The organism is Terriglobia bacterium (assembly GCA_020072785.1).
In the GTDB taxonomy this organism is placed as follows: domain Bacteria; phylum Acidobacteriota; class Terriglobia; order Acidiferrales; family UBA7541; genus Acidiferrum.
The window spans coordinates 199,156-220,179 of record JAIQGG010000004.1; the positions used below are offsets into that span (position 1 = coordinate 199,156).

At 65.5% G+C, this 21,024-nt stretch carries 19 protein-coding genes; 13 read left to right on the top strand and 6 right to left on the bottom strand.

Annotated elements, in window-relative coordinates; all coding sequences use genetic code 11:
* The first annotated feature begins 6 nt into the window (after window positions 1–6).
* On the top strand, window positions 7–2,085 hold the full coding sequence (locus LAN61_12350) for a hypothetical protein (GenBank protein MBZ5541297.1): 2,079 nt from the start codon (window positions 7–9) through the stop codon (window positions 2,083–2,085).
* A gap of 76 nt (window positions 2,086–2,161) precedes the next feature.
* On the opposite strand, the gene LAN61_12355 is transcribed toward LAN61_12350, so the two are convergent.
* Window positions 2,162–2,557, bottom strand: a complete 396-nt coding sequence (locus tag LAN61_12355; GenBank protein MBZ5541298.1) for a response regulator — start codon at window positions 2,555–2,557, stop codon at window positions 2,162–2,164.
* A 151-nt stretch (window positions 2,558–2,708) separates the two neighbouring features.
* On the opposite strand from LAN61_12355, the gene LAN61_12360 reads away from it, so the two are divergent.
* Window positions 2,709–3,425, top strand: a complete 717-nt coding sequence (locus LAN61_12360) for a Crp/Fnr family transcriptional regulator (protein MBZ5541299.1) — start codon at window positions 2,709–2,711, stop codon at window positions 3,423–3,425.
* Between the two features lie 277 nt (window positions 3,426–3,702).
* On the opposite strand, the gene LAN61_12365 is transcribed toward LAN61_12360, so the two are convergent.
* From LAN61_12365 to LAN61_12375, 3 genes are all read right to left on the bottom strand, one after another.
* A complete protein-coding gene (locus LAN61_12365) occupies window positions 3,703–4,620 on the bottom strand; it encodes a universal stress protein (protein ID MBZ5541300.1) in 918 nt (305 codons plus the stop codon).
* A 655-nt stretch (window positions 4,621–5,275) separates the two neighbouring features.
* On the bottom strand, window positions 5,276–6,739 hold the full coding sequence (locus LAN61_12370) for a sigma-54 dependent transcriptional regulator (GenBank protein MBZ5541301.1): 1,464 nt from the start codon (window positions 6,737–6,739) through the stop codon (window positions 5,276–5,278).
* Window positions 6,740–6,744: 5 nt separating this feature from the next.
* Window positions 6,745–7,854 carry a HAMP domain-containing protein gene (locus LAN61_12375; protein ID MBZ5541302.1) on the bottom strand — a complete coding sequence of 370 codons (1,110 nt, stop codon included), beginning with the start codon at window positions 7,852–7,854 and terminating at the stop codon, window positions 6,745–6,747.
* Window positions 7,855–8,035: 181 nt separating this feature from the next.
* On the opposite strand from LAN61_12375, the gene LAN61_12380 reads away from it, so the two are divergent.
* The 5 genes from LAN61_12380 to LAN61_12400 all read left to right on the top strand — a co-directional run bounded on the left by LAN61_12380 (window position 8,036) and on the right by LAN61_12400 (window position 11,347).
* Window positions 8,036–8,182, top strand: a complete 147-nt coding sequence (locus LAN61_12380) for a hypothetical protein (GenBank protein ID MBZ5541303.1) — start codon at window positions 8,036–8,038, stop codon at window positions 8,180–8,182.
* On the top strand, window positions 8,148–8,978 hold the full coding sequence (locus tag LAN61_12385) for a haloacid dehalogenase-like hydrolase (GenBank protein MBZ5541304.1): 831 nt from the start codon (window positions 8,148–8,150) through the stop codon (window positions 8,976–8,978). The genes LAN61_12380 and LAN61_12385 overlap by 35 nt, the downstream gene beginning before the upstream one ends.
* Before the next feature lie 123 nt (window positions 8,979–9,101).
* Window positions 9,102–9,683 carry a DJ-1/PfpI family protein gene (locus tag LAN61_12390; protein MBZ5541305.1) on the top strand — a complete coding sequence of 194 codons (582 nt, stop codon included), beginning with the start codon at window positions 9,102–9,104 and terminating at the stop codon, window positions 9,681–9,683.
* Between the two features lie 65 nt (window positions 9,684–9,748).
* Window positions 9,749–10,735: an aldo/keto reductase gene (locus LAN61_12395; GenBank protein MBZ5541306.1), complete on the top strand. Its 987-nt coding sequence runs from the start codon at window positions 9,749–9,751 to the stop codon at window positions 10,733–10,735.
* A gap of 6 nt (window positions 10,736–10,741) precedes the next feature.
* Window positions 10,742–11,347 (top strand): class I SAM-dependent methyltransferase, encoded by a 606-nt coding sequence (locus LAN61_12400; protein MBZ5541307.1) that lies wholly within the window; start codon window positions 10,742–10,744, stop codon window positions 11,345–11,347.
* 105 nt (window positions 11,348–11,452) lie between these two features.
* Here the strand turns inward: LAN61_12400 and LAN61_12405 are convergent, their stop codons facing one another.
* On the bottom strand, window positions 11,453–12,595 hold the full coding sequence (locus LAN61_12405) for a site-2 protease family protein (GenBank protein MBZ5541308.1): 1,143 nt from the start codon (window positions 12,593–12,595) through the stop codon (window positions 11,453–11,455).
* Window positions 12,596–12,899: 304 nt separating this feature from the next.
* Here LAN61_12405 and LAN61_12410 point away from each other — a divergent pair, with 304 nt between their 5' ends.
* The 3 genes from LAN61_12410 to LAN61_12420 are packed head-to-tail and all read left to right on the top strand — an operon-like array spanning window position 12,900 to window position 15,134.
* Complete coding sequence (locus tag LAN61_12410) at window positions 12,900–13,472, top strand: L,D-transpeptidase (protein MBZ5541309.1); 573 nt, start codon at window positions 12,900–12,902, stop codon at window positions 13,470–13,472.
* Window positions 13,473–13,514: 42 nt separating this feature from the next.
* Window positions 13,515–13,694, top strand: coding sequence for a hypothetical protein (locus LAN61_12415; protein MBZ5541310.1), 180 nt, complete (start codon window positions 13,515–13,517; stop codon window positions 13,692–13,694).
* Between the two features lie 48 nt (window positions 13,695–13,742).
* Complete coding sequence (locus tag LAN61_12420) at window positions 13,743–15,134, top strand: hypothetical protein (protein MBZ5541311.1); 1,392 nt, start codon at window positions 13,743–13,745, stop codon at window positions 15,132–15,134.
* A 201-nt stretch (window positions 15,135–15,335) separates the two neighbouring features.
* Here the strand turns inward: LAN61_12420 and LAN61_12425 are convergent, their stop codons facing one another.
* Window positions 15,336–16,427, bottom strand: a complete 1,092-nt coding sequence (locus LAN61_12425; protein ID MBZ5541312.1) for an LLM class flavin-dependent oxidoreductase — start codon at window positions 16,425–16,427, stop codon at window positions 15,336–15,338.
* A 209-nt stretch (window positions 16,428–16,636) separates the two neighbouring features.
* Between LAN61_12425 and LAN61_12430 the strand changes: the two genes are divergently transcribed.
* The 3 genes from LAN61_12430 to LAN61_12440 are packed head-to-tail and all read left to right on the top strand — an operon-like array spanning window position 16,637 to window position 21,019.
* The gene (locus LAN61_12430; protein ID MBZ5541313.1) at window positions 16,637–17,662 is read left to right on the top strand and encodes a hypothetical protein; all 1,026 of its coding nucleotides are present in this window, start codon (window positions 16,637–16,639) and stop codon (window positions 17,660–17,662) included.
* Window positions 17,625–19,181: a hypothetical protein gene (locus LAN61_12435; protein MBZ5541314.1), complete on the top strand. Its 1,557-nt coding sequence runs from the start codon at window positions 17,625–17,627 to the stop codon at window positions 19,179–19,181. Before LAN61_12430 ends, LAN61_12435 begins: the two co-directional genes overlap by 38 nt.
* On the top strand, window positions 19,178–21,019 hold the full coding sequence (locus LAN61_12440) for a HAMP domain-containing protein (GenBank protein ID MBZ5541315.1): 1,842 nt from the start codon (window positions 19,178–19,180) through the stop codon (window positions 21,017–21,019). Before LAN61_12435 ends, LAN61_12440 begins: the two co-directional genes overlap by 4 nt.
* Window positions 21,020–21,024: the final 5 nt, after the last annotated feature.

Below are 21,024 nucleotides of genomic sequence, written 5' to 3' on the forward strand. Positions count from 1 at the left end.
GACGGCGTGAGCTTTGTGAACAGGCAAACGGCATGGAAACGGCTGGCGGGCGCGGCGGCTTGCGGGCTGGTGTGCGCCGCCGGGTGGGTGCCGCTGGCCGCGCAGCAGCCGGCGATGCCGCCCGCGACGCCGGTGGCCGTGGCCGTCTTTCCCGACCGCGTGCGCCTGCGCTGGGAGCCTCCGGACGTCTATCCAGCCGGCGGGTATGTGATTTACCGCGATGCGGAGCGCCTGACGCCCGAGCCCCTCAAGCCCGTGGCCATGGGCGAGCCGCCGAAAACGCGCAGCGACCGCCCGGAAGATATCGATAATGCCTATCTGTTCCTGATCAACTCTCCGAAGGTGACCAAAGAGCAGCGCTCCCGCCTGGAAAATGTGAAGATTTTCGTGCTCCTGCGCTCCATCGATACCCCGAAGATCGCCACGGACCTGGCCCTGCTGTACGACGATACGACGGCGAAGAAGGGCGCGCTGTACCAATACCGCCTGGTGGCCCTCGATGCCGCGGGCCAGGAAACGACGCTGAACGCCACGCCCGTTCTCGTGGAAGTCACGCCGCCTCCGCCTCCGCCCTCGAACCTGGTGGCCACCAGCAGCGGCGAAAACGGCATTGGCCTGAAGTGGCAGACGGTGCCGCCGCGCGGCGCGACCGATCCCGCCGGCTACTATGTCTACCGCAGCCTGATGGCGGGGGGAGCCTACCAGCGCATCACGCAGAAGGTGGTGCTGGTGATGCGCGCGCGGGACGCCCAGGGCCACGTCACCGAGCCCACGTTTTACGCCACCGATGGCAACGTGGAAGACGGAGTCATCTACAAATACCGGGTCACCGGCGTGGACTTTTTCGGGCGCGAAAGCGCGCCGATCGAATCTCCGCCGATCGAGTACGTGGACCCGCGGCCGCCGCTCTCCGTCGCCGGATTCGCCGCGCAGGCCAGCGCGAAAGAGGTCACGCTCACCTGGACGGTGCCGGAGAAGAGCCGCATCGCGGTCACCATCATCAAGCGCTCGGAGAGCATCGAAGGACCGTTCCTCGACGTGAGCCCGGAACTGCCCGCGGCCACCCCCACTTTTGCCGACAGCACGGTGGTGACCGGCCGCAAATACTTTTACCGCGCGGAAACCCGTTCGCGCCGCGGCCTCTACAATCCAGAACCTCCCACGGTGCTGGCCACGGTGGTAAACCCCGTGCCGCCGGCCTCCGTGCGCCATCTTCAAGCCTCGGCCAAGCTCGGCCAGGTGGCGCTCTCCTGGGACAAGAATGCGGAATCCGATCTGCTCGGCTATCGCGTCTATCGCAGCCTGGAGGAAAAAGGGCCCTGGGCGCTGGTGGGCGACGAGTTGATCGGCGGCGTGCAATACGCCGATGAGGTTTCCGCGCTGCGCCACGACCGTCTGTGGTACCGCGTGGTGGCCGTGAATACCTCGCGCGTGGAAAGCCAGCCCTCGCCCGCGTTCCTCGTGGAGACCCGTTCGGTGGCGGCTCCGCGCACGCCTTCGCTCTCCACCGGGCCGATGACCGAAGGGAAGATCCTCCTGCAGTGGACGGGCGGAGACGCCGGCACAACGGGCTTCAACCTCTACCGGGCCATCCTGGAGGGCTATCCGATGGTGCGGCTGAATGAGAAGCCGCTGCCCGCTGCGCAGTTGCAGTACACGGACACCGACGTCGAGCCCGACCATCCTTACTATTATGTGGTGGAGGCGGTGGGCGCGAATGGCGCGCTCTCCCCGCGCTCGCAGATCGCCAGCGCTTCGACGTTCAGCCGCGCGCCCGCGCCGATGCCCGCCGACCTGCACGCGGAATTCTACGTGCCCAGGGAGCCGCTGGGCGTCACGCTCACCTGGAAGATGCCGGAGAAGGCGCGGCTGCGCTGCGAGGTGCTGCGCTCGGAACTCCCGGACGAGGGCTTCGTGCGCGTAGGTTCGCTGCTTTTCGAAGGGCAGATGAAGTACACGGACTCCTCGGTGAGCGTGGGGAGCACCTATTACTACGTAGTGCGGGCAACGAGCCCCTCGGGCATGGTGAGCGCCAACTCCGCGGCCGTGAAGGTTACGGTTCCCCCGCCGCCACCGCAACGCTAGCCTGCCGCTGCCGCGACCGGCCATTGCGGACCTCTCACGATGGCGACTTCACAACGAGTCACCAACGGCGCTGCGCTTACTCGGCGCTCTCCGGGCCGCCCTCCCGGGTCCAGCAGGCCGCCAGAATGCGCGGGATCCCCTCCAGCCGGTGCTTTTCCACGAAGGCGGAGACTCCCAAGCTCTCGTAGCGCCGCAAATTCCCCGGCTTGGGCGTAATGCGCATGACGATGACCCGCGGGCGCGTCGCCAGTTGCAACACCCGCCGCAGGAAGTCGCCCGTGTGCAGGTCGGCGACGTAATCCTCCAGGAGCAGGGCATCGAACGGCCCGGCTTCCAGATGGCGGAGCGCTTCCAGGCCACTCCAGGTGGAGACGGTTTCGTAGCCGGCGCCGGCGAGGAGTGTTTCCAAACGGGTCAGGACCTCTTCGCTGTTGTCCAGAACCAGAATGCGCTTGCTCTTGCTGCTCGGCATCGCACACTCACGGGGAAGGGGAATATTGGGCAAAAGAGTGCGCTGCCGGGCTGTTTGCGGCAGTGACGTACGTCACTGCGCGGGGTGATGCCTCGCACAGAAAATGCTAGGTGCCGGGCTGTCCCCCGATGGGCCGCACAGGAGGATCCCCATGCACGTGCCGTATGGACTCCACCCCATTGAAGATTGCGAAACCTGTGTCCGCCACGCCGAAAACTGCTTCTGCGAGCTTCCCGCTCCCGCCCGCAAAGTCCTGCAAGAAATCAAGTACACCAGTTACTACCCGGCGGGATCCCTGCTCTTCGTGGAAGGGCAGGAGCCGCGCGGTGTCTACCTGCTCTGCGAGGGCCGCGTGAAACTCCAGATGGCCTCCCCGGAAGGGAAAATGCTTATTCTGCGCATCGCGGGCCCCGGGGAAGTGCTGGGAATGCATGCGGCGATCCCCGGCAAGCCCTTCGAACACACCGCGGAAACTCTGCAGCCGAGCCAGGTGAGTTTCCTCAAGACCGAAGATTTCGTGCGCCTTTTGCACCAGTTTCCGCAGGCCTCCGCGAAGGTGCTGGGACTGCTCAGCGACCATTACCGCGCCGCCTGCTACCAGGTGCGCTGCCTGGGGCTTTCGCGCAGCGCCGGCGAAAAAATCGCCCGCTTTCTCCTGGCCTCCTCCGAGCAGGGCCAGGAGACACGCAAGGGAACCCGCTTTCATCTCTTGCTGACCCACGAAGAGATCGCCCAGCTCCTCGGCGTCTCCCGCGAAACCGTCACGCGCACCCTGACGGAATTCCGGAAGGGACTGTTGATTTCCATTCGCGGCTCCGCCGTGACCATCCGCAACAAAACCGGACTGAGAGGACTGCTGGCTGCCTGAGCGTTCGACCGGTCATCCTTTCTTCTTCTGTATCTAAAGCATTGCAGGGAACGTGCGGGGAGCTGTTTCTCTGCGGGGTGCGGGGAGAAAAGAACAGGGCGGCACACGCCCTTCTAGCTAATGTGCCGCCCCATTTTTCCACCCGAGGTGGAAACTCGTTGAATTGAATCTCGCCGTGTTCCGGTTAGGCCTCCGGCTCCTGAAGCGCCATCCGTACTTTGGCACTCACGGGCTGTATCTCCTTTGCGCGCATTCCACGGCACGCCTGCGGCCGGCTTCAATTCTTGACGGTCAGCACCGGGCACGAGGCTTCGCAAACCACCCGGTAAGTTGTGGCGAAGGGATTGTGCGTCCCCAAGCCTCCACCGCCGGCCCGGGCGCCCATCACGATCAAATCCACATTCCGGGCCCGTGCCATGTTCATGATCTCTTCCGGGGCCGAGCCGAAGCTCACAGCCATCTCCGGGTCGCACCACAGCGCCGATCCAGGAGGCACAAGTCCCTGCAATTGCTGCAGGACTGCTTCGCGCTTGGCCGCCAGTTCACCGTCCGACGCCGTGCCGTGGCGGGTTGCGACATGCAGCAGGGTCAGGCGCGCCTGATACTCCTGCGCCAGAGAGAACGCGTAGGCGACGGCGCGCTCCGGAGTCTTTTCCAGATCCGTGGCAAACAGAATATTCTTCCATTCCGCGGTGCGCCCAGGTTCTCCCGCAAAGCGCGGCCCCACGGTCATCACCGGGCACGCTGCCCGGCGAAAAATCTCCTCCGCGCCGGAGCCCAGGAGCAACTTCTCGATTTTCTTGGCTCCGTGCGTACCGACCACGATCAGGTCGATTTCGTGTTTCTGGATCAGCTTCTCAATGGTGGGCCACAGAAAGCCTTCCTCCAGCACAACCTCGTGCGGCGCCTGGCGCAGCCGCCCCGAAATGAGGATGTCGGCGAGCTTCTGCTCGGCGGCCTGGCGCAGCGCTCCGTGCGTTACCGTGGCCGCTTCCGGAGGCACAAAGGCGTAGGCGTCTGGGGTGAGGACATGAGCCAGATAAATGCGCGAGTCAAAGCGGCGGGCAATAATAAGGGCATAATCCAACGCGTTCTCCGCGCAGGGAGAAAAATCGGTGGCGACGAGAATGTTCGCCAGCGAGACCCGGGTGACCGGCGTCTCTGTGCGTTGCGGGTGTTCCTTGATCTCTTTCATAACTCCCTCCCGGACTGCACATTGGGGAGTGCAAGCGAACTGGGCAATGCCCCTAACAAAGCACATGGCTTGCCATGATCTTCCTTCATTGCTCATTGAAAATAAAGCACTTAAAGCCAATCCTCGGCGGCCACTGGGACTCTTGTGTGTGTTTACGCAGGGCCTTGCGTCAAGTTCCTCACTCGGGATTCTTATCGGACAGGGAGAGCGAAAGTGCTGGGGTCAGAAAAGGAAGGAGGTAGCGGCCGGCGTCGGTTTTGCCCTGTTTTGGGCCGGAACGTCGCGATTGCGGCGCTCCTGCTTTCTACCGTGCGCGGCCGCTACCTAACTTGCGAGACATCGACCCATTTGAGCAGCTTTCCTGCAGCGAATGCTTGCGCTTCCTGGTGCAGCCTCTGCGTCCGAAGCTGCGGCCGGGGCATCCGCTTGGGTCCGATCCATATTTTCTCTCCACTTGCGCCAGTAGTATAGGAGCAACGAAAGTGCCATTCCGGTATCCCGTGCGCGGTTCCCTTAACCCCATTTTCCTCTTTCGCTTATGTGTTTTATCGGTGGCTGTTCCCGGGGTATTGTGCGAACTTGTGTGGCATTTCGCGCTGGCCCGGGCGATCTGACGCAGTGAATGCCCCGCGCTGTGGCAGGCGGGAAGAGTCGTTCAAGCCCCGGCGGAAGCCGCCGGTTCTTCTTCTTCGGGGTGCGAGAGTCCGAACTTTTTCATCTTATAGCGCAGGGCATCGCGGCTGATGTCCAGGAGCTTCGCCGCGCGCATCTGATTTCCGTTGGCCTGGCGCAATGCCATTTCCACCAGCGCGTGTTCCACGTCCTCCAGTGAAGTACCGCCCTCGGGGATCGTCAGGGGAGGAAGGCGGCGCTTGCCCGGCGCTAGGTGATCGCCGGGAGGCTCGTGGGTGGTGAAAGCCACGGCGCTGCGGCCGCCAGGTCCTCCGGAGACGGAGATCGGCAGATAGTCGGGGCGCAGGAGCGGCTCTTCCTCGAGAATCATGGCGCGCTCGATGGCGTTTTTCAGCTCGCGGATGTTGCCCGGCCAGTCGCACTGCAGCAGCAGGCGCCGCGTATCTTCGTTGATGCCCCGGATGGACTTGCGGAACTTGCGGTTGTAATGATCCAGGAAGAAGTCCACCAGCGGGAGGATATCCTCCTTGCGCTCGCGCAGCGGCGGGATGTAGATGGAAATGATTGCCAGGCGGTAATAAAGATCCTGGCGGAAGTGCCCTTCGCGCACGGCGCGTTCCAGGTCGCGGTTGGAGGCGGCGATGACGCGCACCTCGACCTGGATGTCGCGCACCCCGCCGACGCGCCGGATCATCTGATCCTCGAGGACGCGCAGCAGCTTGGCCTGCAACAGCGGCGAGAGTTCGCCGATTTCGTCAAGGAAGAGCGTGCCGCCGTCGGCGACTTCGAACAGCCCCTTCTTCATGGCCTTGGCGTCGGTGAACGCGCCCTTCTCGTGGCCGAAGAGCTCCGCTTCCATAAGCGTTTCCGGGATCGCCGAACAGTTGATGGCCACGAAGGGGCGGTCCTTGCGGGAGCTGTCGTAGTGAATGGCCTTGGCGATAAGGTCTTTGCCGGTGCCGCTCTCACCCTGGATCAGGATGGTGGAGGCTTCGCTGGCGGCGATCTTGCGCACGAACTTCATCAGCTCGGTCATCTTGCGGGAGACGCCGATGACGTCGTGGTAGCCGGCGCGGCGGCGCATTTCCGAGCGCAGCGATTCCACTTCGGTGCGCAGGGAACTGGCTTCCGCGGCGTTCTGAACGGTGACCGCCAGCTCGTCGAACTGGATGGGCTTGGTGATGAAATCGTAGGCCCCGAGGCGCAGCGCGGCTTTGACCTCGTCAAGTTGCGGATCCGCGGTCATCATGATGACCGTGTGCGTGTAGCCGGCCTGCTTGAGCTGCTCGAGCACTTCGATGCCGCTGTGCCCGGGAAGGTGCACATCCAGGAGGATCACGTCCGGCGATTCCGTTTGGCTCAGGCGCAGAGCTTCTTCGCCGTCGGCCGCCTCCACACTCTCGAAACCGTACTCCGTGCACTTCTGGGCCAGCGACCAGCGGACGAGTTTCTCGTCGTCCACAATCAAGATTTTCTTCTTTACCATCGTCTTTACTGTACCACTCCGGCCTTCGCCGCGACACCTTCACCCGCCCGGCGTTCCAGCGGAATCCAGATTTCGATTTGCGTGCCCCGCCCGGGCTCGCTGCGCACTTCAATGCGCCCCTCGTGCGATTCCACGATGCCCCTGGCCAGCGGCAGGCCCAGCCCCGTGCCTTCTTTGCGCGTAGTGAAGAAGGGCCGGAAAATTTTGGACAGCACGTCGCGGGAAATCCCGCGGCCGGTATCACTGACGCGGATCAGGGCCCGCCCGCTCCTCTTTTCCAGGATCACCTCGACGCGCCCTTCTTCGCGGATGGCCTGGATGCCGTTGAGGAGAAGATTGAGCACTACCTGCTGCATCTGCACGGGATCGTGGACTACGGCGGTGAGGTCCGGCGATGGCACAAAGAGCACCTCGATGGGCCGCGTGCGCACCTGTTGGCGCGCCAGCAGGACGGCCTGCTCGACCGTGGCGTTGAGGTCCGCGGAGTGAAATTGCGGAGGCCGCGGCCGAGCGTAAATCAGCAGGTCGTTGAGGATGCCCTGGATCTGGCGGATTTCCGCGTGGACGTCGGCCAGGACCTCGCGGCTGGGGCTGTTGGGAGGGAGGTCTTTGCCGATCACTTCGATGACCCCGGCAATGCCCGCGAGGGGATTGCGGATTTCATGGGCCAGGCCGGCGGCCAGCTCGCCGATGGTGGCCAGGTGCTCGGCGCGGGACATCTCCTGCCGGTGCAGGCGCTCGATCTCCGCCTTGCTTTCGCGCAGTTGCCGCACCATTTCGTTGAAGTGCTGCCCCAGTTCCCCCACGTCGTCGTTGCGCTCCGCGAATTTGACTTCGGCTTGCAGATCGCCGGTGCGCACCAGGGTGATGGTCTTCTTCAGCTCGCGCAATGGCCGCTCCACCAGGATGGCCAGCACCGCCAGCAGCACCCCGCAGATCACCACCGCGCCCGAGGCAGCCACGGTCAGAATCCAGCGCCCGTTGGGGATTTCCTGTACCAGCAGGACGATTTGAAAAGCAAAGAGACCGAGCAGGAGGACGCCGACGACGGGCAGGATGGCCTTCAGCCGCCAGTGCAGGCGCGGTGCGGACCGGAAGAGGCTACCGAGGTCCATACTTACATCTGACCAGAGAGAGCCGCACAAGGCAAGTGCCCCCTGTTCCGGATCGCTTCGCAGCCTGTCTTGCCGGGAAGTCCAGAGGGTGCCGTGCCGCGCGCATCACCTTCGCTTCTAAGTGTTTACCTCATCTCTTTGCATCCCATGAAAAGGTTACCTTGCGTTTACGCAATTGCGCATGGCAATCATCAAAATAATGCGTGAACGCATCTCCGCTTCCGCGGATATGGTGTATTGCATGGCGATCACCGGTTGCCCAATGGAGGTGCCGGTTGCCAGGGAGTTCTTCGATGGTGAGGCAGTACCTGTTGGCGAGCGATTTTGACCAGACGCTGAGCTTCAACGATTCGGGAGTCGTTCTCAGCGAACTCATCGGTTTCCACGGCTTCCGCGAAAAAGTCGCCGGACTGTCGCGCGCTCATCTGGTGCAGCAGGGCGCCGAGCTCGCCTATCTGATCCTGCACGACCCGGATTTCCGCCGCGTGCGCCGCGAACACCTGGTGGAGACCGGGAAGCGCATGCGCCTGAAGCACGACGTCGCACTTTTCGCGCGCGCCCTGGATACCCTGGCCGAGGGCTACAAGTTTTCCTTTTACGTGATTTCCGCCGCGCCGCAGGAGATCATCCAATCGGCGCTGGAGGGTGTTGTGCCGCCGGAGCATATTTTCGGCACACGCTTCCGCTATGTTGACCCCTTAGCGGTCACCGCTACCGGCGGCGCGACCGGGGAAGTGCAGTCCATCGAGCGGGCCTCGGCCGGCTGGGGCAAAGTTACTGCGCTCGAGGAGATTCGCGCGGCGCTGGGCATCAGCCATGACCACATCATCTACCTGGGCGACGGCAGCTCCGACCTGCCGGTGATGATGCACGTCAACCAGCACGACGGGCTGACCATCGCCGTCTCCGAGGCCCAATACATCACGCGCATCGCGCGCCGCACCGTGCTCAGCGACAACGCGATGAGCGTCCTCGTCCCCGTGCTCGAGGACGTGCTGCGCTGGGATTCCGCGCAGATCCGCCGGGTCTTCGCCGGCTTTGGCTTCACTCTCCGCGAATGGGACAAGACCCGCACGGACATGCTCACCATCGAGGACGCCACCCCGCCTGCCGCTTCACCCTGAGCGTATTCGCAGGCTGCACCTTGCGCGCAGCGCGGGCTCTCGCTTCTTGTTGCGTCCGCTGGAACGCGGCCGCGAAGCAAGCATCGGAATTCTTTGCTATGCTTCTTCTCCCCGGAGGTTTTCATGGCCAAGAAATCCATTCTGATGCTGGTCGGCGACTACGTCGAAGACTACGAGGTGATGGTGCCGTTTCAGGCGCTGCTTATGGTGGGCCACAGCGTTCACGCCGTTTGTCCCGGCAAAAAGGCCGGCGAGAGCGTGCGCACGGCCATCCACGATTTCGAAGGTGATCAGACCTACAGCGAAAAGCGCGGCCACAACTTCACGCTCAACGCCGCCTTCGATCAGGTCAAACCCGAAGAATACGGCGCGCTGGTGATCCCTGGCGGCCGCGCCCCGGAATATATCCGCCTCAACCCGCGCGTCCTGGAAATCGTCCGTCATTTTGCCGCCGCGAAGAAGCCCATCGCCGCCATCTGCCATGCCGCGCAGGTGCTGGCCGCGGCGGGCGTCCTGGAAGGGAAGAGCTGCAGCTGCTATCCCGCGCTTGCGCCGGATGTCACCCGGGCGGGCGGGAAGTTCGTGGACATCCCGATAGATGCGGCGTACGTGGACGGCACGCTGGTCACCGCGCCGGCGTGGCCCGCGCATCCGGCCTGGCTGGCGAAATTCCTCGCTGTCCTGGGCACCAAGATCGAAGCGTAATCATTGCCCTGCGGCGCACCCTGTTCGCAGGCTGGAATTCCAATCCCGGGATGAAGGAGAAGCGCATGTTGCAACGCCGCCTCGGCAAGAACGGCCCGCTGGTTTCCGCGCTGGGTCTCGGCTGTATGGGCATGTCCGAATTTTACAGCGGGCGCGATGACGCCGAATCCATCGCCACCATCCACCGCGCGCTGGACCTGGGCATCACCTTTGTGGACACCGCGGACATGTACGGCATGGGCGCCAACGAGGAGCTGGTGGGGCGGGCCATCCGCGGACGCCGCGACCGGGTCTTCCTGGCGACGAAGTTCGGCGTGGTGCGCAGCAATGATCCGGGAATTCGCGGCGTCTGCGGCCGCCCGGAATACGTGCGCGCGTGCTGCGACGCCAGCCTGAAGCGCCTGGGCGTGAATCATATCGACCTCTACTACCAGCACCGCGTGGATCCCGAGGTGCCCATTGAGGAGACGGTCGGAGCCATGGCGGAACTGGTGCGCGCGGGCAAGGTGCGCCACCTCGGCCTGTCCGAGGCCGCGCCGGCCACGATCCGCCGCGCCTATGCCGTGCATCCCCTTGCGGCGCTGCAGTCGGAATACTCGCTGTGGACCCGTGATCCCGAGGACGGCGTGCTGGCCGCGACGCGCGAGCTGGGCGTCGCCTTCGTGGCCTACAGCCCGCTCGGCCGCGGCTTTCTCACCGGGCAGTTCCGGCGCTTCGAGGACCTTGCGCCGGACGACTACCGGCGCAGCTCTCCGCGCTTTCAGGGCGAGAATTTCGCGCGCAATCTGCGGCTGGTGGAGCGCGTGGAAGCGATCGCCAAAGAGAAGGGCATGACCCCGGGGCAGCTGGCCCTGGCCTGGCTGCTGGCCAAGGGCGAAGACATCGTGCCCATTCCCGGCACGAAGAAGCGCACGCGGCTGGAAGAGAACGCGGCGGCCGTCCTGATCCGCCTGAGCGCGGACGAGTTGCGGCGGATTGACGAAGCCGCGCCGCCGGGCGCCGCGAGCGGCGAGCGCTATCACGAGAGCGCCATGCGCTTCGTGCAGCGTTGAGAGCGCATGAACCGCCTGGAAAACTGGTTCTGCGCTTCGTCGTTGTGGCGGAGCTTTACGCGGCGGCATCTGCTGCCGTGGGTTCTCGAAGACGCCGGCCTGGGCGAGCACGTTCTGGAGGTGGGTGCGGGCTTTGGCGCCGCCACCGAGGAATTGCAGCGGCGCACGCCGCGCCTCACCTCGCTGGAATACGCCGCTGATTCCGTAACGCGGATCGCCGCGCGCCGCCGGGGCGCAGTCTCCGGCGTGGTGCGCGGCGATGCCGCCGCGTTGCCCTTTCCGGACGCAACGTTTTCCGCGGTCGTCGCCATCCTCGTCCTGCACCATATGCGCTCCCTCGCGGCGCAGGACCGCGCCTTCGCCGAGATCCACCGCGTGCTGCGCCCCGGCGGCATATTCCTCGCCTTCGAAATTTCCGATAGCTGGATCGGCCGCGTGGCCCACATCCGCAGCACCTTTGTGCCGGTGGCTCCAGCGGGAGTCCGTGCGCGGCTGGCGGCGGCCGGCTTCTCCCGCATTACCGTGGACTTCCGGCGCTCGGCTTTCCGCCTCCGCGCCGTGCGCGCCGCGGAGGCAGCGTTTCACATGGAACACGCCGCCGCGACGAGCTGACACCGCAACTCTTCTTTCGCCGGGAAAGTACACTCAACAGGTGGGGAATTCCTGTGCCGCGGCAGTTTTCTGCCGTAAGCGTGTTGCGCGAGGAGCACGTCTCTTTCAGCTTGCGGCCGAGTGGGCTACCTCGGAACGGGTTTGGATCACGCGCAGGATGGAATCGCGGGAAATCATGCCGATGACGTGCGTGCCGCCGTCGCCCGCACCGGCCACCACCGGCATCTGGTTGATGTCGGCCGCCAGCAGCCGCTCCAGCAGGCCGAGCAGCGGCTCGTTCGGCGTGGCCCACAGGACTTGTTCGCGGGGGATCATCGCCGCCTGCACGGAGGTGGTGGCCCACTCCTCGCGCGGCACGCCATTCAGCTTGTGCACGTTCATCATCCCCACCATGCGGTCGTCGGTAAGCACCAGGTGGCAGCGCCGGCCGGTGCGCAGCACCTCCGCGCCATAGTCTTCGAGTGTGAGGCTGCCGCCGATGGTGGGCACCTCGTGGGTCATGACGTCTCCCGCGCTGAGCCCGGTGAGTGCTTCGCGGATGGCGACTTGCGCCACGCTCTCCTGCGCCGCAGTCAGCAGAAACCAGCCGATGAACGCCAGCCACAGCCCGGTCGGCCACTGCCCCAGCATGGCATACCACGCCCCGAAGAGGATCATGCCGTAGGCGATCAGCTTACCGCTGGTGCCGGCGATCTTCGTGGCCCGTACATAGCTTTTCGTTACGCCCCAGACGATAGCCCGGAAGATGCGCCCGCCGTCCATCGGGAAGCCTGGGAGAAGATTGAAGGTCGCGAGTGCGGCGTTGGTCCAGGCCAGCCAGATGGCCAGCGCTCCTACCATTTCGCTGAACGGAAACATTCTGGCCACGCCGAAAAAAACGATGGCGAGGAAGTAGCTGGACAGCGGGCCGGCCACGGCGATGTTGAACTCCTGCTTGGCGCTGCCGGGCTCCTTGCCGATGCGCGCTATGCCGCCGAAGACAAACAGGGTGATGGAGAGCACCGGGATCTTGTAGTGCAGCGCCACCTTGCTGTGCGACAGCTCATGAAAGAGCACGGAACTGAAGAACAGCACGCTGGTGAGAATGCCCGCGGTCCAGTGTTGCGTGGGGCTCCAATGCGGGTGCTGCTGCGTGTACTGCATGCGCAGCGACAGCGTGATCAGGGCGAAGATGATGATCCAGCTGGGATGCAGGTAGATGGGGATACCGAGGATTCGTCCGATTTGCAGGCCGGGTTTCGGAGCCATCACATTACCATCCTACTCTTTCCTACCACATCTCGGCCTCGGGAGCGAGGGGCGGACGCACAAAGCGTCCGTGCGGCGGGACCCGCTCTGATGCCAGTACACCACGCTGTGTGTAACCGGCCACGACGAAGGCGCTTCCGGCCTTAGCTAACCCCTGTCTTGTCAGGCGCTTGTAAATGGACCTGGGCGTGCCCTCCTGGGAAGGCGAAAGCACTTCTTGGAGGTCACCATGCGGCGGCAGACAGACACGCAACAGTTTTCGAGGCGCAGCACCAGATTTCTCTTCGTCGTGGCGGCCGTCTTGATGGCCGCTTCGCGTACCCGTGCGCAGGCCGCGGGGCCTGCTGCGGCGGCTCCTGGTTCGGCCGAGTCCGCCGCGTCTCCGGTACGGCGCATCGTTGTCAGCATTCCGGACCGCAAACTGGTCCTGTTCGAAGACGGGCGCGTGGTCAAGATCTATCGCGTGGCCATTGGGGCGTCCGCAAGCCCAACGCCGTCCGGCCAATTCAAGATCGTGCACCGCATTCCGAATCCAACTTATTACGCGCCCGGAGTGGTCTTGCCGCCGGGGCCGGAGAATCCGCTGGGAACTCACTGGATCGGTCTGGACATCAAGCACTTTGGCATTCATGGCACGAACCAGCCGCGCTCGATCGGCCGCAAGGCCTCCCACGGCTGCATCCGCATGCGCAATGAGGATGTGGCAAAGCTGTTCGCGCGCGTGCGCGCGGGCGACACCGTGGAATTGCTCGCCGCGCGCACGGAAGAGACGCTGCGGCTCTTCGGTGGAGACCGCCCGGCCGTATTGTCCGCGCAGGCGGCACCTGCCGGGGAGACGGTCCAGGCTGCCCCGGCCGCTTCCGCCGGTCAGCAGTAGCGCCGCCCGGGAAGGGAATCACTTCGTCCGAGGAGACACACGATGAATACCATGCTGGATTTCGCCACACTCCTGCTCTTCACGGCTGTTGCCGGTGCGCTGGCGCTGGCACTCCACTGGATGCTGCTGCGCGCCGCGTTCCGGCTGATGCGCCCGGCGGGAGCCGCGCGGAGTGCAGCGGCCAATGTGCCGGCCGGACAGCGGTTCGCCGCCGGGCGCTGAGCAGGCGCGGATTTTTTCCCTGCAGAGCGGGGAGAAGGGAGAAACACAATGCTGCTTTTGAAATATCTGCTGATGATCGCCGGGGTGGGGCTGTTTGGCAGTGCCGCGGCGCTCGTCGCCTACGACGTCTATATCGCCGCACAACTTCGCCGCCTCCTGGCCCGCGGAGAACAGGAGGGGGGCCGCGCGCCGTTGGAAGCAGAAGGGCCTGCGCTGCTGCGCCGCCCTTTTCCGCCGGTCCGCTGGTCGCTGGCCCAGCGGCTGGCCCTGGCCGCGCTGCTGTCGCTGTGCGTTGCGCTGAGCATCGCCGTGATCCCCGACGGCATGGCGGGGATCCGCGTCAGCCAGATCTCCGGCGTGCGCCTGGGGACGCTCTATCCCGGCGTGCATCTGCTCGTGCCGTTCGTGGACCGCGTGGCGCTGTATGACACGCGCGAGCAGGTGTATACGACGCTGGCCGCGGAAGATCCAAGGAAAAAGGGCGACGTGCTGAAGGTACAGGCGCGCGAGGGGCTGGAGGTCGGTCTTGCGGTGGCGGTGCGCTACCGGCTGGATCCCCGGCGGCTCGGCGCGATTCACGCGGACCTGCCGCAACCGGTGCGGGAAGAAGTGGTGGCTCCGGTCGTCGCGACGGTCTACCGTCAGCTCGCACCCAACTACATCATCCGGGAACTCTTCGCGACCCGGCGCGAGGAACTCCGCCAGAAAGCCGCCGAAGCCATTGCCGCGCGGCTCGGCGCCGACGGAATCGTCGTGCGGGAGGTCCTGCTGCGCGAGATCCAGCTTCCTGCCGAATACGCGCGGGGCCTGGAGGGGCTGCTTCTGAAGGAACAGGAGAATGAGCGCCTGGGCACGGAGCAGGAGATCAAGCAGAAACAGGTACGCATCGCCGAGCTGGAGGCCGAGGCGCAGAAAACCCGCGACGTCAAGCAAGCGGAAGCGAATGCCCAGGTACGCGTGCTCCAGGCCAAGGCGGAATCCGATGCCATGCAGTACACCCTGCCGCTGAAGCAGAAGCAGATCGAACAGACCAAGCTGGAAGCCGTGGCACGCAAGGAAGCCACGCTCCAGAACGCCGACGCCGCGGCACAGGCCAAGATCATCGACAGCAGGGCCGAAGTCGAGCGCCAGAAGAACCTGGCCGAAGCCGAGGCCAACCGGATTCGCGTCACCGCCGCGGCCGACGCGGAGCGCATGCGGCTGGAAGCGGTTGTGCTAAAGCAGAACCCCATGTTGATTCAGAAGATTATTGCAGAGCGCCTCTCCGACAAGTTGCAGATCATGATGGTGCCGATCGACGGAAAAAATTTCTTCGCGAACGATGTGCTGCGTTCCGCCTTCAGCGGCGCCGCGGCCAACAGCAGCGAAGCGGCGCCCAATGATCCCGAAGATCCCCCGGCGAATGTTTCGGCGCAGAAGCGGCCGAGCCGCCGGCCGTAGGCGCACAGGCTGAAACTGTCCGGAGCGAAGTCGAGGAAGCCCGTGCCACAGAACTGCGGAAACGAGCTCCGCCGGCCAAAAACCCTGCGGGTGGCTGGTGAGCGCGACGCACAGTGGAAAAACGGAGGCCGCCGCCTTCGCAAGCCGCCAGCGCCGCGCCGCCAGCCATCCGGCTGGCGGTTTCCTGCCGGCAAAGATCTCCTAGGAGCGCTTCACCGGCTCGCGCAGGCCCATTCGTTCCAGGCGCGGCAGAACCTCGTCGCGGAAGTACGGGAATTCCTTGAGGTAGTTGACGAAGGTGATGGTGCTGCCGATGAACCCGGCCTGGCTGATCTTCGCCAGCTCGCCCGCCACATCGTCGGGCGCGCCGATCAGCGGATAAACACCGTGCCCGCCGACGAAGCGCTCGCGGAAGAGCTGGAACGCTTCCGGCGGAAAAGACTGCGCATGCAGGCCCTGCAGCGTCATCAGGTGCTCCGCCGCGGGAAGATCGCCCATCTTTTTGGTGTAGTAATCGTGGTACTCGACGGCTTCCTTCTTCGTGGGACGCACCACGACGTAGGACGTGGTGAAAACATCGATCGCGCGGTTCATTCCGGCGGCGATGCCCTTGATGCTTTCCACGTCTTTCCTGCCCTTTTCCAGGTCGACCAGCACGGTAAAAAGAAAATCGCAGTTGCGCGCGCCGAACGTGCGGCCCGCGCCGGAGGAGCCCGCGTTCATCACCACCGGACGTCCCCCGTAAGGCTTGGGCTCCCCGACCACCCCGCGCACCTTGAAAAAGCGCCCGCTGTAGTCGAAGGGCGCCTTCTCCGTCCAGATCTTCTGGACGATGTCCCACCACTCCTGGCCGTAGTCGTAGCGTGTGTCGTGCTCGCGCTGCGCGATCCCGAACATCTCGAACTCGTCCTGGTTCCACCCGCAGACGATGTTCAGCCCGAAGCGGCCTTCGCTGATATGCGAGATGGTGACCATCTGCTTGGCCGCGAAGATAGGATGCACCAGGGGAGCGTGCACCGTGCCGAATACGGTGATCTTTTTCGTTTTGGCCAGCAGTCCGCAGGCCCAGGTGAGCGTCTCCAGCGTGCTCCCCTGGAAATTCGATTCGCCGCCGTAGCCTTTCCAGCGCGCGATGGGCAACAGGAATTCAATCCCTGCCTCATCGGCCATCTGCGCCAGCTGGAGGTTGTTCTCCCAGGAGGCGTCCCAGCGCTCAGGCACCTTGGTGACGGCCATGCCGCTCGAGCAGTTGGGCGAAAAGATGCCCAGCTTGAGCTTGTTGCGGTTGAACATCGATGTGGGGGGCCGTGTCATGGAGCCGGTTTCCTTTCCAAAGTAGGAGTGCTATCGAATGCCGGATTATACGGATAAAAAAGCTTTCCGCGCACAGGACTTTTTCGAAAGGGGTTCTCGCAGGATGAGCTTCCCGATTCTCTTCCGCGCGGGTCGCCGATCCCGCGTCACGGCGCTCCGCAGCCGTGCTATCATCGCCGCGCGTCCCCGTGAATGCCACGCGACATCTTCCTGCGCCCCGCCCGCTAAGCCGTCTCTTCCTGTGCGCCCTGTGCTGTTTCGCCGTACTGGGCTTTGCGTCCGCGTCCCGCGCCGGCTCCCTCGAAGAGGCCGCGCGGGGCCTGGCCCGGCAGACGGCGTCCCTCGCGGCGGCGCACGCTCCGTTGCGCCTGGTGTGGGGCAATGCCTCTTCGCTTTCCGAAGCGGAAAGCGAAGCCCTGCGGCGGGCCTTCGTCGCGGAGCTATCCGGCCGCCGCGCCACGCTCACCGAGGAGGCCGCCGCGCCCGAGCTGCGCGTTTCCTTGCGCGAGACCCCGGCGCATCTGCTCTTTGTCGCCGTTTTTCCCGGCGCGGAAGACTCCTCCGAGGTGCGCATGGTGGAGGTGCCGCGCGCCGGAATCTCCGTGGACGAACACGCGCCTTCCGTCCTGCGCCTGCAGAGGGAACTGCTCTGGGGGCAGCGCGAGCCGCTTCTGGACGCCGCGGAATTCCCCGGCGATGCGGCGCGGCCGGGTCTTCTTCTGCTTCTCGGCCGGGAATCGCTTGCTCTGCTTCATGCGGAGAAGGACAGCTGGACGCTGCAGGATTCCGCGCCGCTGCTCCCGGCTGCCGCGCCGGCCCGGGATTTGCGCGGAGAGATTCGCCTCAACGGGCCGCGCGCCCAGGTTATTCTTCCCGGCCGAATCTGCGCCGCGAGTTTCGAAACGAAAATTTCGCTGGACTGCCGCGCCGCCAGCGAGCCCTGGCGCGCAAGAGTGCCGCTGCGCTCGGCCTGCGACTCCGCGCTCTGGCAACTCGCCACCGGCTCCGGCGATTGGTCGGTGGCCGACCAGATCCGCCTGGAGAGCGAGCCCGGACAGAGTTCGGGCGCTTCCACGGCCAGGCCGCTGGATCTGCCTGGGCCGGTATTGTCGCTTTCTCCCGCGCCGGAGAACCGTTCGGCTTGGGCCGTGGTCTGGAATCTCGCTTCGGGGAACTATGAGGTCTATCGCATCACATTGGCGTGCGGGAATTAGCCTGCTGGCGGCGTTCGCGGCCCTGAGCGCGCCGTTGCGCGCCGCGGAGCGCCCGCGCTACGGCGGAACGCTGCGCGTGGAGATGCGCGCCGCCGCGGTCTCCCTCGATCCGCGCGACTGGCGCGCGGGCTCGGAAGAGGCGGCCAGCGGCGCAAAACTTGCGGCGCTGCTTTTTGACCGCCTCGTGGCGCTGGACAACTACGGCCGCTTTCTGCCGCAGCTCGCCGCGGAGTGGTCGCATGACCCTTCCTTCCATCGCTGGCAGTTCACGCTGCGACCGGAGGTGAAGTTTTCCGATGGCACGCCGCTCACCGCCGCCGGCGTGGCCGCCGCGCTCGCGCCGCTCCTGCCCGCTACCCGGCAGGTGAGCGCTTCCGGCAGCGCCGTCGTGTTCCAGTCCGCCGCGCCGATGCCCGATCTTCTCGAGGAGCTCGCCTCCGGCCGCTATTTCATCTATCGCGCGCCCTCCGCGGGCGTTCTCCTGGGCACCGGCCCGTTCGTTCTCGCTGCTGCGCCCCCGGCTAGTGCCGCGGGGGCCGCATCCCCGCCGCCAGGCGCGGCACTCGCGCGCAACGAGGCGCATCTCACGTTTCGCGCCAACGCGGAAGCCTGGTCCGGCCGCCCGTTCGTGGACGCCGTCGAGGTGACGCTGGGTGTGCCGCCGCTGCGCCAGCTCTACGATCTGCAGCTGGGCCGTGCCGACCTGATCGAGCTCTCCCCGGATCTGGTGCGCCGCGCGGTGCAGGCCGGCCTGCACACCTGGGCTTCCGCGCCCGTGACGCTCTACGCGCTGCGCTTCGACGACACCCTGCCCGCCGTGCAGGACGCCCATCTCCGCGAAGCCCTGGCCCTCTCCCTCGATCGCGCTACGATGGCCGGCGTGTTGCTCCAGAAGCAAGCCGAACCCGCCGCCGCTCTTTTGCCGCCGTGGCTCTCCGGGTATGCTTTCCTCTTCACCGTGGAAACGAACGTGGAGCGCGCGAAGGAGATGCGCGCGGCCTTGCCGGCCACCCTGGCGACCGTGGCGGAGCCGCTGCGCCTGCGCGTGGATGCGCCGGGCGACCTGGCCAGGCTGCTCGGGGACCGCATCGCGGTGAACGCCCGGCAGGCTTCGCTGGTCGTCCAGGTGGTGAACCGCATGGGTGCGCGCGCCGCCGCCGGTGTGCCGGCCTCGCGCGAGCCCGCGCCGGGCATGCGCCTGGTCGCCTGGCGGTTTCGCTCGCTCTCCGCACGTGCCGAGCTGGACGCCTTCGCCGCCGCCCTGGGCCTGGCGGAATCGGCGGAGAGCGCCGGGTCAGCCGCTTCGAGCGCCGATCCCGCGCAGCTTCACGCGCGTGAGCTGCGCCTTCTCGCCGAGCGCCGCGTCCTGCCGCTCGTGTTCCTCCCGGAGTTCGCCGGTGTGGGCTCGCACGTGCGCGACTGGATGCCCGCGTCCTGGGGTGACTGGCATCTCGCCGAGGTCTGGCTGGATAGTTCGGAATCGTCCGCGCCCGCGAAATCCTCCGGAGAAACGCCATGAGCTTTCGCACCAAACTCTTTCTGCTATTTCTCCTCACCGTGCTGGCCTCGGTGACGCTGGTGGCCTGGGGCGTGACGCGCTACACGCGCAATGCCTTCGAGGAACTGGATACACAGCGCACCGAAGCGCTGGTGGCCCAGTTCCACAAGGAGTTCGCGCAGCGCGCCGACGAAGTGGCGCATCGCGTCGAGAACATCACCAACGCCGAAGTGACCATAAAGACCGCTCTGGAACTGGCCCAGCCCAATGCCGATCCTTCCGCTTATGTGCACGACGCCAACGGCGCGGCCCAGGAGCAGAATCTCGATTACGTGGAGTTCGTCAATTCCGACGGAACGCTGATCTCCTCGGCGCAGTATCCCGCGCGCGTGGGCTACAAGAACGACTGGGTCACGGTGACGAAGGACTGGCGTTCTTCGCCCGCCTTCCTGAAGCGGGAAGAGTCGCCCGACGGCGTCGCCCTCTCCCTGACCGCCGTGCGCACCCTGCCCGTCGGGGAAAAGATTTTCTACGTGATCGGCGGCCGCCGCCTGGACCAGAACTTTCTGGCTTCGCTGGTGCTCCCTTCCGGGATGCGCGCGCTGCTCTACCGCAATCTGGAGCAGGGCTTCGTGCCCTCGGCGCTGACCGATGCATCGGGGGAAGTGGCGCAGAGCGAGCAGCTCGCCCCGCTCATCCAGCAGATGCAGAAGCAGCCGCGCCCGCTGGTGGAAACGGTGAACTGGTCCGCGGATGCGGCCTCGGCGGAAACGTTTCATGCCATGCCGCTCCTCGGGCGCAACCACGAGTTGCTGGGCGTCCTGCTTGTCGGCAGCCCGCGCCGGGAGCTGGTGCTGCTGCTGCGGCGCATCCAGTCCATCGCTGCGGGTGTCGGCGCGGGCGCCCTGCTGATCGGGCTGCTGCTCACGTGGTGGGTCTCCGCGCGCATCACCCGCCCGGTCGTGGAGCTTGCGGAAGGCGCCCGGGCCGTGGCCGCGGGCAATTGGCACACGCGCATGAAGACCGGCGCGGGCGGCGAAATCGGCCAGCTGGCCGCGGCGTTCAATGATATGACCGGCACGCTCGCGGCGCAGCGCGAGCGCCTGGTGCAGGCCGAGCGCGTGGCCGCCTGGCGCGAGCTGGCCCGGCGCCTGGCCCACGAGCTGCGCAACCCGCTCTTCCCCCTGCAGATCACCCTCGAGAATCTGCAGCGCGCGCGGACCCTGCCGCCCGAACAGTTCCACGAGATCTTCCAGGAGTCCACCGCGACGCTCAAAGCCGAGCTCGCCAACCTGAACATCATCGTCGGCCGCTTCAGCGATTTTTCGAAGATGCCCACGCCGCAGCTTCGCCGCGTCAATGTGAACGATGCCGTGCGCAATGCGGTGCGCCTCTTTGAAGCCCAGTTCAACGCCGTGGGCAAGCCGGCCATCACCCCGGATCTCCGTCTGGACGAGGCCCTGCCGGAGATCGAGGCCGATCCCGACTTGCTGCATCGCGCCCTGCAAAATCTGGTGCTCAACGCCCTGGACGCCATGCCCGCCGGCGGAACGCTCACGCTGCGTACCAGCGCCCGCGACGGCGGGGTGCGTCTGGAAGTCAGCGATTCCGGACAGGGGCTTACGCCCGAGGAATGTTCGCGGCTGTTCACTCCCTACTACACCAGCAAGCAGCACGGCACGGGTCTTGGCCTGGCCATCGTGCAATCTGTGGTCAGCGATCATGGCGGCACGATCAGCGTCGCGAGCGACCCCGGCAGTGGCACGACCTTCCGCATCGAGCTGCCCCCGCGGCCCCCCAAAATTCCGGCCGCGGCGCAAACCGGCGGCTCCGCGCCGCCGTCCGGCCGTCCGGCCTGAGTGCG